Consider the following 14,456-nt stretch of genomic DNA (forward strand, 5'->3'; position numbering starts at 1 on the left):
TACGCCGGCTCAAGGTTCGCCTTGGGCCGGCGATCGTGTTGACGGGCGGGCGAAGGCCCGTCAGTCTGCTGAAGGGGCCATTTTGGCCCAGCGGCTGCTTGCAAGCGCGATCAATTGTGGCTTGATGAACTATTCCGAGACATCCATCGCAGCGACTACCCCGTTCCTCGGCCTCGAGAACGTGCGCAAGACCTATCCGGGCGTTGTCGCGCTGGATGGTTTTTCCATGGAGGTCAGACCGGGCGAGGTGATCGGCCTTGTCGGGGAAAACGGCGCCGGCAAATCGACCTTGATGAAGATTCTCGGCGGCGTCACCAGGCCGGACAGCGGCACCATCACCGTTGACGGCGTTGCACATGACGGGCTTAGCGTCGAAGGCAGCCTGGGGTCGGGTATCGCCTTCGTACATCAGGAACTCAACCTTTTCGAAAACCTCGACGTCGCCGCCAACATCTTTTTCGGCCGCGAGCCGTTGCGCGGTGGGCCGCTGCGACTGGTCGACCGGGCGAAGCTGCGATATATGGTGGCGCCGCTGCTGAAGCGCGTCGGCGCCAATTTCTCCGCCGATACGCCGGTCGCAAACCTGTCGCTGGCGCAGCAGCAGATGGTCGAGATCGCCAAGGCGCTGTCGATCAAGGCGCGGCTGGTGATCCTAGACGAGCCGACATCGAGCCTGCCGATCGCCGAAACCGACAAGCTGCTCGATGTCATCAAAGCGCTGAAGGCCGACGGCATCAGCGTCATCTTCATTTCGCACCGCCTGCACGAGATCGAGCGCGTCGCCGACCGCGTCGTCGTGCTGCGCGACGGCATGCTCGCCGGCACTTTGCCAAAGAGCGCCATCAACCACGACCAGATGGTCAAGCTGATGATCGGCCGCATGCTGAAGGAGCGCGAGAAAGCCTCCGAAGCGGCGCGAGCACCGGGCGCCACGGCGCTGTCGGCCAAAGCCATCCGTACCCCCGCCTACCCTGCCCGGCCGGTCGATCTCGATGTCAGGCGCGGCGAGATCCTCGGCCTCGCCGGCCTTGTCGGCTCCGGCCGCACCGAACTGGCGCGGGTGTTCTTCGGCATCGACAGCGCGCTTGGCGGCACGATTGAGCTCGACGGCAAGCCGCTTGTCCTGGGCTCGGCCGCCGATGCCGTCGCGCACGGCATTTTTCTCGTGCCGGAAGACCGCAAGCTGACCGGCATCCTGCTCGATCTGTCGATCGCGCAGAACATTTCGCTGCCCAACCTGCCGGCCCATGCGAAGCGGCAGCTGGTGTCGGCAAGTGCGGAGACCGCCACCGCCGAGAAGCAGAAGAGAGATCTCGGCATCAAGGCGCCTTCCGTGCAGACGCGCACCGGCTCGCTGTCGGGCGGCAACCAGCAGAAGGTGGTGCTGGGCAAATGGCTGGCGATGAACCCGAAGGTGATGATCCTCGACGAGCCGACGCGCGGCATCGACATCGGCGCCAAGGCCGAGATTTACGGACTGATGCGGGCATTGGCCGATGCCGGCGTCGCCGTGCTGATGATCTCCAGCGACATGGAAGAGGTGATCGGCGTGTCCGACCGCATCGCCGTCATGCATGAGGGCAAGATCTCGGGCATTCTCGACAAGGAACAATTCAGCCAGGAAAACGTGCTGTTGCTGGCGGTCGGCAAGCCGGCAAATTAGCCGGATTCCGGCACGGGCCGGTCCGGCATGGGGAGACGACGATGAGCAAGAAAGATCTCGGCCTGCTGATCCTGATCCTGGTGGTCGGCGCCGTGGTGACCGCCATCAACCCGCGCTTCCTGTTGCCGATCAATCTCGCCAACACCTCGAACCTGATCGGCCTGTTCGGGATTCTCGCCATTGGCCAGGCCTTCGTCATCATCACCGGCGGCATCGAATTGTCTGTGGGATCGGTGGTGGCGCTGCTCGGCACGCTGTTCATCGACTTCATCGCCGTGCGCGATATGCCATGGCCGCTGGCCTTCGTGCTGATCCTCGTGCTCGGTGCCATCATTGGCCTGGCGCATGGCTGGCTGATCACGCGGCTCAAGCTGCAGCCTTTCGTCGTGACGCTGTGCGGCCTTTTGATCTATCGCGGCGTGGCGCGCTTCTATACGGGCGACGGCACGGCCGGCTTCGCCTTCGGCCAGAATTTCCCCGAACTCGAATTCCTCACCGCCGGCCGTAGCTATGGCGTGCCTAACAGTTTCATTGCGCTTATCGTCATTTCCATCGTCATGTGGGTGGTGCTGCACCGCTCGGTGTTCGGCCGCTATCTCTATGCCATCGGCAAGAACGAGGAGGCGGCGAAATATTCAGGCATCCGCACCGGCCGGGTCGTCATGGCCGCCTATATCATCTGCGGCGTGCTGACGGCGCTGTCGGCGATCTATTTCGCCATGTATACGCGCTCGATCTCGCCGGCCAGCCATGGCCAGTTCTATGAACTCTACGCCATCGCGGCGGCCGTGCTCGGCGGCTTTTCACTGCGTGGTGGTGAAGGCTCGCTGGTCGGCGTCATCCTGGGCACCGTGCTGCTGCAGGAATTGCAGAACCTGGTCAACCTGCTCGGCATCCCCTCCTCGCTCAACTTCGCGGTGATGGGCGGCGTGATCCTGATCGGCGTGCTGGTCGACCAGCAATGGGGCGTGTTCCGCGCAAGACGGCTGATGCTCGACGCCAGCCGGAAGGGCGCCGTGGCGGCGGAGTAGCCGCTGGCGCTAAATTACCCCGACATGTCGGAGAAGGCCATCGCCTTGCGCAGCACTTCGGCGAAGCGCTCGCCGGCGGCTTCGCGCGGGCCGCCATTGTCGATCGAGGTGACGCCGGGTCCGGACAAAGCGCCATTGGCGCTGCGGGCGAGGCGGGCGAGCACTTCGCCGCGCGACTCGCGGCCGCGCTGGGCGAGCCGCTCGGCGAGGATTTCCGGGGCGGCGGTGATCTCGACGACAGCCAGATTGGCATAGCGCTCCCGCAGCACCGGGATGACCCCGCGCGAGACATTGGCGACCGCGACATGGCCGTTGGCAATCGACCAGTCGACATCGGCCGGGATGCCGTAGCGCAGACCGTGCGCCTCCCAGGAAATGGCGAAGGCGCCGTCGGCCTCGGCTTCGACAAAGGCCGCGTCGGCCAGCGTGTCATGATCCTCGCTTGCCGAGTCGCTCGGCCTGGTGATGACCCGGCGCACGAACTCCAGCCTTGTCTCATCGGCAAACAGCGCCTTTGCATAGCCGATGACTGTATCCTTGCCGGCGCCGCTCGGGCCGACGACGGCGACGAAGACGCCGTTGCGGACCGGAAAGGCCTCGGCGGTGAGTTCGCGTTCGATCGATGCCGAGACCATCAGGCGACCCGACGGCCCTGGCGCCAGACGGTGCGCACGACCGGCACGTGATCGTCGACGCGCACCCGCACCAAATCGGCGCGGCGGCCTTGTTCGATGACGCCGCGATCGCTGAGGCCGATGGCCTCGGCCGGGTTCTTCGACACCATGGCGACCGCCTGCGGCAGGGAAATGCCTTCGACGACGTCGCCGAGGAAAAAGGCCGACTGGATCAGGCTGAACGGGATGTAGTCGGACGACAGGATGTCAAGCAGACCGTCGCCGGCCAGTGTCCGGGCCGAGACGTTGCCGGAGTGCGAGGAGCCGCGCATGACGTTGGGCGCGCCCATGAGCACGCCGAGCCCGGCCTCTTTCGAAGCTTTGGCGGCTTCCAGCGTGGTTGGAAACTCTGCGACGCGCACGCCTTGCTCAATCGCCTCGTCGACATGGCCTGATGTGGCGTCGTCATGGCTCGCCAGCACAATGCCGCGCTCCTGGCAAGCTGCGGCGATAACAACCCGGTTGGGGCCTGAATAACGCGCCGACTCGCCCATCCGCTTTTCGCAGAACAGCTTGAAGTCGCGATCGGTCAACTTCAGCTTGCGCTGATAGTAATAGGCGTAGGTCTCGAGGTTGACGAACTGGCGCTGTCCCGGTGCATGGTCCATCAGCGACGCCAGCCGGACCCGTTCGTCGCCATCGAAATTGGCAAAGGCTTGCAAGCAATCCGGCGCCGAGACCTCGCAGCGCAGATGCAGGAAGTGGTCGGCGCGCAACCGGTCCTTCGCCCCGCTGTCTTCGATGGCGTCGACCAGTTTGCGGATGTCGTCGGAGGTCAGGTCGGCATCCTCGTCCATGCCGACGCGCAAGGCGTCGAGCACCGTGGTGATACCGGCGGTGGCGACCTGGGCGTCATGGGCAAGCACGGCGGCGATCGGATTCCACCGCACCTTCGGCCGCGGCGCATAGTGGCCTTCGAGATGGTCGGTGTGCAGTTCGACCAGGCCGGGGATGATATAGTCGCCGCCCATATCCTCGCCGCTCCGCCCGGTGCCGGCGTCGATGCCGGCAATAAAACCGTCGCGCAGCAGCAGCGACCCTTCGACGATCTCGTCGGCAAGCACGATGCGGGCATTGGTCAAAACGGTCTCGGCGGTCATTTCAGGCAGTCCTTGGGTTTTCAGGCGAAGTTGGTCAGGGTAGTCAGGCGGTTTTTCTCGCTGCGCGGCGGCCGAGCGCATGATGGGAGAGCACCATGAACGGTGCGCCCGGTTCGGTTTCGACAAACAGCGTCAGCGCATCCACCAGCACGGGCTGCTGCAGCACCTCGGCGAACAGGCTGTCGATTGCTGCGCGCAGACGTAGGCTTTCCTGTGACCCGGCCCGGCCGGACAGCGTCATGTGGAAGCGAAACGTCTCGAACACATAGGGATAGCCCCACTGGCAGAGATTGCGGAACTCGGCGGGTTTGAGCGAATCCGGGCTGCGCCGCTCGATCTCGGCTTCGGTCAGCGGGGCGCGAAAGCGGTCGAAGCCAAGCACGACATCATCGGCAAAACGATTAAGCGGCGGCAGCGGGCCTTGCGGCACCAAAGCGAAGAAACCATCGATCTGGCTGGCGACAAGGCGCGGGATGGTGACGCTAGGCGTCGCTTCGGCAAAGACGTCGAGGGCGGCACGCAGCGAGGCTTCCGTCTCGTTCGGGGCCAGCCGGAAGGGGGCCTTCAGCGTCGCATGAAAACCGTAGCGGCGCGCCGAGGCGGTGTGGAAGGCGACTTCCGCCGCCGACAGTTCGCCCACCGCTTCCACCGGCCTGGTGGCGCCGCCGAATGGGTCGCGTCCCAGCCAGTTGGCGGCGAGCCGCGCCAGCGGTTCGTCCTGCCTCGGGGTGAAATAGATGGCGTAGCGCATCGAAAATCCTCGTCAGCCCGCTGCCATAGGTGATTTCCATGACGGATTGACGAAGCTTATGCGGGTTTTCGATGGCGAATCGACCCCACAGGTCCTTAGCCGACGATTTTTCGAAGCTGGACCAATAGGTTCAGCCGAAAATGAGGGCCGGTCAGGTCTTCATCAGCCATTCGTGCTCGGGCGCGTTGTGGAATTTCCAAGTCCGCTTCGGCCCGGCCATGACGTTGAGATAATAGAGGTCGTAGCCGTGGCAGGCGGCGCAAGGGTGGTAGCCCTTGGGCACCAGCACGACATCGCCGTCCTCGATCGCCATCGCTTCGTCCAGCTCGCGGGCGCCATTCTTGTCGGCATCGGTGTAAACGCGCTGGAAGGCAAAGCCCTGCGGCGGGTTGAGGCGGTGATAATAGGTTTCCTCGAGATAGGATTCCGCCGGCAGATTGTCCTGGTCGTGCTTGTGCGGCGGATAGCTCGATGTGTGGCCGCCGGGCGTGATGACCTCGACCACCAGCAGTGAGTCGGCCGGCTTGCCCTCCGGCAATATGTTGGTGACGTAGCGCGTGTTGGTGCCTTTGCCGCGAATCTCCTGGCCGAGATCGTCGGGCGCGATGACGCGGACCGGCAGGCCGCCGCCCAGGCCGGGCGCCGAGCAAACCGCGAGTTCGAGGTCGGTGTCGGCGGTGACCGACCAGTCCGACCCCTCAGGGATGTAGACCGACCATGGCTTGCCTTCGAAGGGCGTCATGCGCGCGCCAAGCACGCCGAGCTCCCGGCCGCCGGCTGTTGCGGTGCCCTTGCCGGTGACGAACACCAGGCAGACTTCGCGATCAACGGTCTTTCCCGTGGCGTTTTCACCCGGCTTCAGCCGGTGCAGGTCGAAGCCGACATAGGTCCAGCCGGCGCTTTTGGGCGTGACGTGGGCGACGCGGCCATGGCCCTTGTCGGCTTTGACGAGCAGTTTCGACATTTTTGTCTCTCCTATCGCAAAATCTTCGAGGTCGGCCGAGGCCTCCCGACTTCGTCATCCTAGGGCGGAGCAGGAGCGAAGCTCCGTCGCGGAGACCCTAGGATGACGAAGCGAGGGGCGTTCCAGCCAATCGCCGACGTATTCGCCAGGTGTCGAGTGTCCTGTCCGCAAGCCCTTCCGAGCCATGGGCCGCTTCATTCCTTCGGTTCGGTGTCTGCCTTCGACACGCCCGCCTTGGGTTCGTCAGGTGCTACCTTGTTCTCATCGGCCGGCTTGTAGAGATAGAAAAACTGCCAGACGGCGTAGGCGGCGAAGCCCAGCGCGATGACGCCCCAGAACGGTGTGCCGGAGGCGAATTCGATGATCGCCCAGATCACGCAGACGGCGACGACGGCAACGCGCCGCCACAGCGGCCGGAAGAATGGGTGCTCGTAATCTTTCATCGGGCCAATCTACAGCAAGCTGGCGCGGCGGAAACCGTCGCATCAGACATTGGGAAAGCCTTGGGTCTCGACCGTGTAGCCGGCGGCCGTCATCACCCGCATCAGTTCCTTGTGGCCCACCTGCGCCATCTTCAGCGGCGGGTTCTTCTTCGGATCCTGCTCGGCCTCGACGACGAACCAGCCTTCATAGCCATGATCGGCGAAGCGCTGGACGATGGCGCCGAAATCCAGCGAACCGTCGCCCGGCACGGTGAAGGCGCCGAGCGCCACGGCGTCGAGGAAGGACTGTTTCGTGCGGTCGAGCCCGTCGATGACGCCCATGCGCACATCCTTCACATGGACATGGCTGATGCGCTTGTGGTGGTTGTCGATGGCGCGTAGCACGTCGCCGCCGGCAAAGGCCAGATGCCCGGCATCGAGCAGCAGCGGAATGCCGTCGCCGGAATGGCGCATGAAGGCATCGAGCTCCGGCTCGGTCTCGACCACCGCCGCCATGTGGTGGTGATAGGACAGTGGCATGCCTTGCTCGGCGCACCATTCGCCGAATTCGGTCAGCCGCCTTGCATAGGCCTTCATCTCGTCGCCCGACAGCTTCGGCTTGGTGGCGAGAGGTTTGGAGCGGTCGCCCTGGATCGAGCGGCCGACCTCGCCATAGACGATGCAAGGCGCATTCACCGCCTTGAACAGGTCGATCATCGGCTGGATGCGATCCTTGTTCTTGCCCATGTCCTCATCGACCAGCGTGCCGGAGAACCAGCCGCCGCACAGCGTCACGTCGGCCTTTTTCAGGATCGGCAGCATGACAGCGGGGTCGTTGGGAAAGCGGCGGCCCATTTCCATGCCGGTGAAGCCGGCCGAGCGAGACTGGCGCAGGCACTCTTCCAGCGAGACGTCGTCGCTGAGTTCGGCAAGATCGTCGTTCCACCACGCAATGGGGGACATGCCCAGTTTGGCTTTCAAGTCGTCACTCCGGATTCTTGTTCACCCTCCCCCTTGTGGGGAGGGTCGCTGCGAAGCAGCGGGGTGGGGGTGCGGCGCCAGACCCCACCCGGACCTTCGGTCCGACCTCCCCACAAGGGGGAGGTAGGGGCTGGCGCTGCCTTAGTATCAATCGCCGATGGTCTGCATCTGCCGCTTTTCGTCATAGGCCTTGCGCGCCGCGTTGACCTGGCTGCGCGCGGAGACTTCCGGCACCGCCACATCCCACCAATGGCCGCCGGCATCGGTGGAAACAAGCGGGTCGGTGTCGATGACGAGCACGGTGGTGCGGTCGTTCTTTTTTGACCTTTGCAGCGCGTTTTCCAGGCCGGCGATCGACGGCACTTTTTCCGATATCGCGCCCATGCTCGCCGCATGCGCGGCAAAGTCGATGTCGGGCAGGATCTCGTGGCGCGAGTCCTTCAAGAGATTGTTGAAGTTGGCGCCGCCGGTCGCCATCTGCAGCCGGTTGATGCAGCCATAGCCCCTGTTGTCGAGCAGCACGATGGTCAGCTTCAGGCCGAGCATCACCGACGTGGCGATCTCAGAATTCAGCATCAGGTAGGAGCCGTCGCCGATCATGACGACGACCTCTTCATCCGGCTTGGCCATCTTGGCGCCAAGGCCGCCGGCAATCTCGTAGCCCATGGTCGAGAAGCCGTATTCGGCGTGGTAGGAACCCGGCGCGCCGGCCTGCCACAGCTTGTGCAATTCGCCGGGCAAACCGCCGGCGGCATGCAGCAAGGTCACGCCTGATCCCAGAGCGCGCTGCACGGCGCCGATCACCTGCGCATCCGACGGATAGGCGGCGTTGGTCGAGGCCGTCACCTTGCCGGCTTCGGCTTGCCATTCCTTCTTGCCGGTGGCTGAATTGTCGGTCCATGTCGACGGTCCCTTCCAGCCCTTAATAGCCGCACCGAGTTCCGCGAGACCTTCGGCCGCGTCGGCGACCAGTGGCAGAGCGCGGTGCTTGCCGGCGTCGAAAGGCTGCACGTTGAGGCCGATGATGGTCTTGCCGGAGTTCTTGAACAGCGCCCATGAGCCGGTGGTGAAGTCCTGCAGCCGCGTGCCGATGGCGAGCACGACATCGGCCTCTTCCGCCAGCCGGTTGGCGGCCGATGTGCCGGTGACGCCGACCGCCGCCATGTTGAGCGGATGGGTGTCGGGCAGCGAGGACTTGCCGCCTTGCGTCTCGCAGACCGGTATGCGGGCGCCCTCGGCGAATTTCGCCAGTTCGTCCGAAGCCTGCGAATAGAGCACGCCGCCACCGGCAATGATCAGCGGCTTCTTGGCTCCCCTGAGCGCTGCCACTGCCGCTGCCAGTTCGCCACGGTCCGGACGCGGCCGGCGCTGATGCCAGACGCGCTCGGCAAAGAAGCTTTCGGGATAGTCATAGGCTTCGGCCTGCACGTCCTGGCAGAGCGACAGCGTCACCGGGCCGCAATCGGCCGGATCGGTCAGCACCTGCATGGTGCGCGCCAGCGCCGGAATGATCTGCTCGGGCCGGGTGATGCGGTCGAAATAGCGCGACACCGGACGGAAGCAGTCGTTGACCGTTGCCGTGCCGTCGGAAAAGTCCTCGGCCTGCTGCAGCACCGGATCGGGAATGCGGTTGGCGAAGACGTCACCCGGCAAAAACAGGACGGGCAACCTGTTTACGTGGGCGAGCGCTGCCGCCGTTACCATGTTGAGCGCGCCTGGGCCGATCGACGAGGTCGCGGCCATGAAGCGGCGGCGGAAATTGGCCTTGCCGTAAGCGATCGCCGCATGCGCCATCGCCTGCTCATTGTGGGCACGGAAGGTCGGAAGTTCGTCGCGCACCTGATAGAGCGCCTCGCCGATGCCGGCGACATTGCCATGGCCGAAGATCGCCCAGACGCCGCCGAAAACAGGCACTTTCTTGCCGTCGATCTCGGTCATCTGCTTGCTGAGAAAGCGGGTCAGCGCCTGCGCCATCGTCAGGCGGATTGTCTTGCTCATGGTATTTTCCTCCGCAGTCCTGTGCCGCGCCTTTATGCTGCTTTACGGCCACGCGCGGCAAGCCACGCTTCGGTCAACTGTTCGAAGCGTGCGGCCATGTCGGCGACCGCTTCGTCATCCGACATTTTGCCGGCCAGCCACTGTTCGGCGGCGTGGACGAAGATGGTGCGGCCGACGGCAAAGCCCTTGACGATCGGCGCCTTGGCGGTGGCGGCGAAGGCAGCTTCCAGCTCGTCCTGCGGCGCTTCCAGCCCAAGCAGCACGACGCCACGGCACCAGGGATCGTGCTTGAGGATGACAGCCTCGATCTTGGCCCAGGCGCCGGCCGACGCCTGCGGTTCGAGTTTCCACCAGTCGGGCTTGATGCCGAGCGCATAGAGTTCTTCCAGCGCGCGCGGGATCGTCGTGTCGTCGAGCGTGCCGTGCTTGCCGGCGATGATCTCGACCAGCAATTCGCGTCCGACCTTCCGCGCGGCCTCGAACAGCGCGCGCAGTTTCTGCTGCTGCTCTTCCTTGAGCGCCGCCGGATCGTCGGGATGATAGAAGCACAGGCATTTGATGCAGTGATCGACCGGCCATTCCACCAGCTGCGAGCCGATGTCCTGCGAGAACTCGAAGCGCAGCGGACGCGAGCCCGGCAGTTCGACGGGACGGCCGAGCCAGGCAAAGGGATGGCGGGCGAATTCGAACATCGCTTCGCGGCCATGCTTCTCGTCGATCAGCATGCCGTAGCCGTCACGGCCGGCGGCGACCTTGGCCGCAGCCTTGACCGCCAGCACCTTGAAATCGCGGATACGGGCCGGATCGGCGCCGGTCTTGGCCGCGACGTCCTCGAGCTGGACGCGGTGGTCGCAGGCGAGCGCCATCATCGAAGGAATGTCGCGGCGGCGGGTCGTCGCCCAATGGATGTGGTTGATCGCTTCGTCCTTGCGCAGAGCGAGATGCTTGCTGCCGTTCCTAAGGAAGAACTGCAGCTCCTCGAAGGTCGGATATTCCGGCGCGCACAGCAGCCGCGACACGGCAAAGGCGCCGCAGGCATTGGCCCAGGTTGCCGACGTCGCATGGTTTTCGCCACCCAGCCAACCGCGCAGGAAGCCGGACATGAAGGCGTCGCCGGCGCCGAGCACATTGTAGATCTCGATCGGAAAGCCCTTGCCGACGATACCGTCTTCGAGGTCGTCGCTGATCGGCCCGTCATAGACGATGCAGCCCATGGCGCCGCGCTTCAAGACGATGGTTGCCGAGGATAGCGAGCGGATGGTCTTCAGCGCGCTCAGGCAATCGTCGGCCCCGGACGCGATCATGATCTCTTCCTCGGTGCCGACGATAAGGTCGCAGTCGGGCAGCACCGTCTTCAGCTGCGACGAGACGCGGTCGGACTTCACATAGCGCTCAAAGCCTTCGGCATGGCCGGCGAGGCCCCAGAGATTGGGGCGGTAGTCGATGTCGAACACCACCTTGCCGCCCTTGGCCTTGATGATGCGGATCGCCTTGCGCTGGGCGGCGTCGCTGTTGGGCCGGGAAAAATGCGTGCCGGTGACGACGATGGAACGGGCCGAGGCGATGAAGGCCTCGTCTATGTCTTCCGGCGCCAGCGCCATGTCGGCGCAGTCGCTGCGATAGAAGATCATCGGCGAGACGCCTTCGCTCTCGACCGAAAGCAGCACCAGCGCGGTCAGCCGCTCCTTGTCGGTCTTGAGACCGTCGACATTGACGCCTTCGCGCCGCAGCTGTTCGCGGATGAAGCGGCCCATCTGCTCGTCGCCGACACGGGTGAGCAGCGCCGAGCGCAGGCCGAGCCTTGCGGTGCCAACCGAGATGTTGGCCGGGCAGCCGCCGACCGACTTGGCGAAGGAGGTGATATCCTCCAGCCGCGAGCCGATCTGCTGGCCATAAAGGTCGACGGAAGCGCGACCGATGGTGATGACATCGAGCGGAGCGTATTTCGCGTCCACGGCTTCGCTCATTGGAACCTCCCGTCAGTCTTGTTGTCGTTAGAGCGGCTAGCCGTTTCACGGCGAACCACTCTAACTCTTGTTTCACGCAATTCCGGACGCGAAACCGCTCACACTTTCGCTGGAATTGCTTTTGCAACCTAGTTGGGGGACACGCGCGAGCGGCAGCGTGACGCCGCCAATATGAAATAATAATTCCAATCCATAGTCAATATGGAATGAGCATTCCTTCTCGGAAAAGTGCTACGGATGATCGCCGCCGGAGCACTTTCGCGTCCGGCTCCTTTCACCAGGGGAGCGGACCATCGTCGTTGAAATAGCCGGCGTTCGGACCATCGGCATCCAGGGTCGCCAGGTGTATGACGATCTCAGCCGCCTGCTGCACGGTGCGGTGGCCCTTAAAGCCGTTGAGGTCAGTGGCGGTGTAGCCGGGCGCCGCGGCGTTGATTTTGATGCCGCGTGCTGCCAGCTCCCGAGCAAACGCCACGGTGATGGCGTTCAGCGCCGTCTTGGAGCTGCCGTAGCCCAGCAGGTTGACCGCCTGATTCGGTGTGCCGGAATCGAGCGCGCGGCCGATGGACCCGGTCGAACTGCTGACCATGACGATGCGCGCGGCCGGCGCTGCCAGCAGCAGCGGCAGAAAGGCCTGGGTGACGCGGATCGGCCCGAAGACATTGACCTCGTAGGTTGCCGAGATGTCGGCCAGATGCTGCTCGCTCGGCGGCAGCTCGTAGTTGATGGCGATGCCGGCATTGTTGACCAGCACGTCGAGACCGGGGCCTTCAGCGCCGACCATTTTGGCGGCGGCCGCCACGCTGTCGTCCTGCGTGACATCAAGCGCAAGCCATTGAACGTCCAGACCTTCGGCGCGCAATTCTCGTTCTGCCGTCATGCCACGCTCGGCATCCCTGGCGCCGAGCCACACCTTGAAGCCCATCGTCGCCAGCCGTCGGGCGATTTCGCGGCCGATGCCCTTGTTGGCGCCGGTCACCACAGCGGTTTTCGTCGTCGTCATTTTGATATCTCCATTTCTCCATATCGGAGGCACAGAGATGGCGCTTCGCCGGCAATGCCGCGCGCCGGAACCTCTCTTCCTCTTGCCTGATCCTCTCATCCGCCTTGCGTCATCCGTCTGGATGCACGATGCTGGCGCCATGAACGAGGCCTTGCGGGAACTGATCGAGATTGCCGGCCGTCACGCAAACGGACGGCGGGTGAGAACGGCGATCCCGCATGTTTCGATCGGCCGCAGCGAAGCCACCACGGCACCGGTGGCAGGGGTGTGGGGTTCCGGGATTCTGTTCGTGCTGCAGGGCGCGAAGACGGTTCTGATCGGCGACAGGGCTCTGCGCTACGATCCCGCCAGCTATTTCATCTACACGGTGGAAACGCCCACGATCAGCCAGATCGTCGAAGCGAGCGCCGGGCGTCCGTACCTCGCCATCGGCTTCGCCCTTGACCTGCAGGCCGTCGCCGCCCTGCTTGTCGAGCACGAGCCGGCGCTTGGCGGCGACAGTTTCTCCACCTCGCCCGTCAACGACGATTTGCTCGATGCATTGCGTCGCATCATGCGGCTGCTCGACCGGCCGGCCGAGATACCCGTGCTTGCGGCCGCGCTTGAACGCGAGTTGCTGTTTCGGCTGCTGCAGGGGCCGCAAGGGGAAAAGCTGCGCCAGCTGGCGCGCACCGATGGCCATCTGTCCCGCATCGGCCAGGCGATCGCCTGGATCCGGACGCATTGCCATCAGCCGATCCGGGTAAGCGATCTCGCCCAGATCGCCCATATGAGCGAGGCTGCCTTTTACCGTCACTTCAAGGCGGCGACGGCGATGAGCCCGATCCAGTATCAGAAACAGATAAGGCTGCTGGAGGCCCGCCATCTGCTGCTTGCCCAACCGGGCAATGTTGCCAGCGTCGCTTTTGCCGTCGGCTATGAGAGCGCTTCCCAGTTCAGCCGGGAATATGCCCGCCAGTTCGGGTCGCCGCCGGCGCGTGATGCGGCGCGGCTTTCGGCGGCAGGCGAGGCGGCGGCAGAGGTGATCTAGGCCTTACGCTTACGCCCGGTGCTGCGCCGCTTCTCGCCGACGCCGACGGTCAACGCCATGGCCAGCGCCATGGTGGCCGACAGCGAGCGGAAGCCGGCGAAATCGGCCTCGGCGACTTCGAACCAGACCCTGGCGAACTGCGCCAGCGGCGAAAAAGAGCTGTCGGTGATGGCGACGATCGGCACCCCCTGTTCGGAAATGGTGCGGGCTTCCTCGATGGTGGCCGGCGCGTAGGGCGAGAAGCTGATGGCGATGACGGCGTCCGCCGCGGTGGCGAATGCGACCATTTCGGCGTTCAGCCCAGCGGCCGATTCGATCAGCTGGTTGCGGATTTTCAGCTTGCCCAGCGCGTAGGCGATGTAGCTTGCCACCGGATAGGAGCGGCGCTTGGCGAGCACATAGATGGTCTCGGCCTTGGCCAGCAGCGAGATGGCGTCTTCCAGATGCGCTTCGTCCAGCGCGCGCGAAATGTCGTTGAGCGAGGTGCTGGCAGCGGCGACGAAGCCGTCGAAAATGGCGCGGTGGCCCGCACCCGCATCGGCCTTGGCGCGCAGCGCCTGCAAGCGTTCATCATACGAGGAGTTGCGTTCGCGCAGGCGCTCGCGAAACACCTGCTGCAGGCTGGTAAAGCCGTCAAAGCCAAGCTGCTGGGCAAAGCGGATCAGGGTCGAGGGTTGCACGCCGGCCGAAGCGGCGATGCTGGCGGCGGTGCCGAAGGCGATGTCGTCGGGATTGTCGAGCGCATAGGCGGCGATCTGGGCGATGCGCTTGGGCAAGGTTTCGCGGCGATCGAGGATCGTGGCGCGCAGCGTCTCGAAGTCGCGAGGTATCCGTTCGTCCATCGTCGGCCCGTCCAAGCTCATCCGTGAAAC

General features: G+C 64.4%; 13 protein-coding genes. 3 read left to right on the plus strand and 10 right to left on the minus strand.

The genetic code is table 11. From position 1 onward, the window contains the following. The first annotated feature begins 124 nt into the window (after nucleotides 1-124). A complete protein-coding gene (locus AC1DYC_RS25175; RefSeq protein WP_477410474.1) occupies nucleotides 125-1,663 on the plus strand; it encodes a sugar ABC transporter ATP-binding protein in 1,539 nt (512 codons plus the stop codon). A gap of 41 nt (nucleotides 1,664-1,704) precedes the next feature. Further along, nucleotides 1,705-2,694 carry an ABC transporter permease gene (locus AC1DYC_RS25180; RefSeq protein WP_477410475.1) on the plus strand — a complete coding sequence of 330 codons (990 nt, stop codon included), beginning with the start codon at nucleotides 1,705-1,707 and terminating at the stop codon, nucleotides 2,692-2,694. 14 nt (nucleotides 2,695-2,708) lie between these two features. On the opposite strand, the gene phnN is transcribed toward AC1DYC_RS25180, so the two are convergent. The 9 genes from phnN to AC1DYC_RS25225 all read right to left on the minus strand — a co-directional run bounded on the left by phnN (nucleotide 2,709) and on the right by AC1DYC_RS25225 (nucleotide 12,554). After that, nucleotides 2,709-3,332: a phosphonate metabolism protein/1,5-bisphosphokinase (PRPP-forming) PhnN gene (gene phnN, locus AC1DYC_RS25185; protein WP_477410552.1), complete on the minus strand. Its 624-nt coding sequence runs from the start codon at nucleotides 3,330-3,332 to the stop codon at nucleotides 2,709-2,711. Beyond that, on the minus strand, nucleotides 3,329-4,468 hold the full coding sequence (locus AC1DYC_RS25190) for an alpha-D-ribose 1-methylphosphonate 5-triphosphate diphosphatase (RefSeq protein ID WP_477410476.1): 1,140 nt from the start codon (nucleotides 4,466-4,468) through the stop codon (nucleotides 3,329-3,331). The genes phnN and AC1DYC_RS25190 overlap by 4 nt, the downstream gene beginning before the upstream one ends. Nucleotides 4,469-4,511: 43 nt before the next feature. Continuing rightward, on the minus strand, nucleotides 4,512-5,219 hold the full coding sequence (locus AC1DYC_RS25195) for a DUF1045 domain-containing protein (protein WP_477410477.1): 708 nt from the start codon (nucleotides 5,217-5,219) through the stop codon (nucleotides 4,512-4,514). Nucleotides 5,220-5,370: 151 nt separating this feature from the next. Next, nucleotides 5,371-6,183: a 5-deoxy-glucuronate isomerase gene (gene iolB, locus AC1DYC_RS25200; RefSeq protein ID WP_477410478.1), complete on the minus strand. Its 813-nt coding sequence runs from the start codon at nucleotides 6,181-6,183 to the stop codon at nucleotides 5,371-5,373. A gap of 194 nt (nucleotides 6,184-6,377) precedes the next feature. Then, nucleotides 6,378-6,626 carry a DUF3329 domain-containing protein gene (locus AC1DYC_RS25205; RefSeq protein ID WP_477410479.1) on the minus strand — a complete coding sequence of 83 codons (249 nt, stop codon included), beginning with the start codon at nucleotides 6,624-6,626 and terminating at the stop codon, nucleotides 6,378-6,380. Between the two features lie 42 nt (nucleotides 6,627-6,668). Further along, nucleotides 6,669-7,586, minus strand: a complete 918-nt coding sequence (gene iolE / locus AC1DYC_RS25210) for a myo-inosose-2 dehydratase (protein ID WP_477410480.1) — start codon at nucleotides 7,584-7,586, stop codon at nucleotides 6,669-6,671. Between the two features lie 147 nt (nucleotides 7,587-7,733). Next, entirely contained in the window at nucleotides 7,734-9,584 is a 1,851-nt protein-coding gene (gene iolD, locus AC1DYC_RS25215; protein WP_477410481.1) for a 3D-(3,5/4)-trihydroxycyclohexane-1,2-dione acylhydrolase (decyclizing), read from the minus strand. 32 nt (nucleotides 9,585-9,616) lie between these two features. After that, nucleotides 9,617-11,551, minus strand: coding sequence for a bifunctional 5-dehydro-2-deoxygluconokinase/5-dehydro-2-deoxyphosphogluconate aldolase (locus AC1DYC_RS25220; RefSeq protein WP_477410482.1), 1,935 nt, complete (start codon nucleotides 11,549-11,551; stop codon nucleotides 9,617-9,619). Between the two features lie 274 nt (nucleotides 11,552-11,825). Continuing rightward, nucleotides 11,826-12,554 (minus strand): SDR family oxidoreductase, encoded by a 729-nt coding sequence (locus AC1DYC_RS25225; protein ID WP_477410483.1) that lies wholly within the window; start codon nucleotides 12,552-12,554, stop codon nucleotides 11,826-11,828. Between the two features lie 139 nt (nucleotides 12,555-12,693). On the opposite strand from AC1DYC_RS25225, the gene AC1DYC_RS25230 reads away from it, so the two are divergent. Then, on the plus strand, nucleotides 12,694-13,584 hold the full coding sequence (locus tag AC1DYC_RS25230) for an AraC family transcriptional regulator (protein ID WP_477410484.1): 891 nt from the start codon (nucleotides 12,694-12,696) through the stop codon (nucleotides 13,582-13,584). On the opposite strand, the gene AC1DYC_RS25235 is transcribed toward AC1DYC_RS25230, so the two are convergent. After that, entirely contained in the window at nucleotides 13,581-14,426 is an 846-nt protein-coding gene (locus AC1DYC_RS25235) for a MurR/RpiR family transcriptional regulator (protein ID WP_477410553.1), read from the minus strand. The genes AC1DYC_RS25230 and AC1DYC_RS25235 overlap by 4 nt on opposite strands. Nucleotides 14,427-14,456: the final 30 nt, after the last annotated feature.

It is taken from the genome of Mesorhizobium sp. P2_E7, from assembly GCF_056403855.1.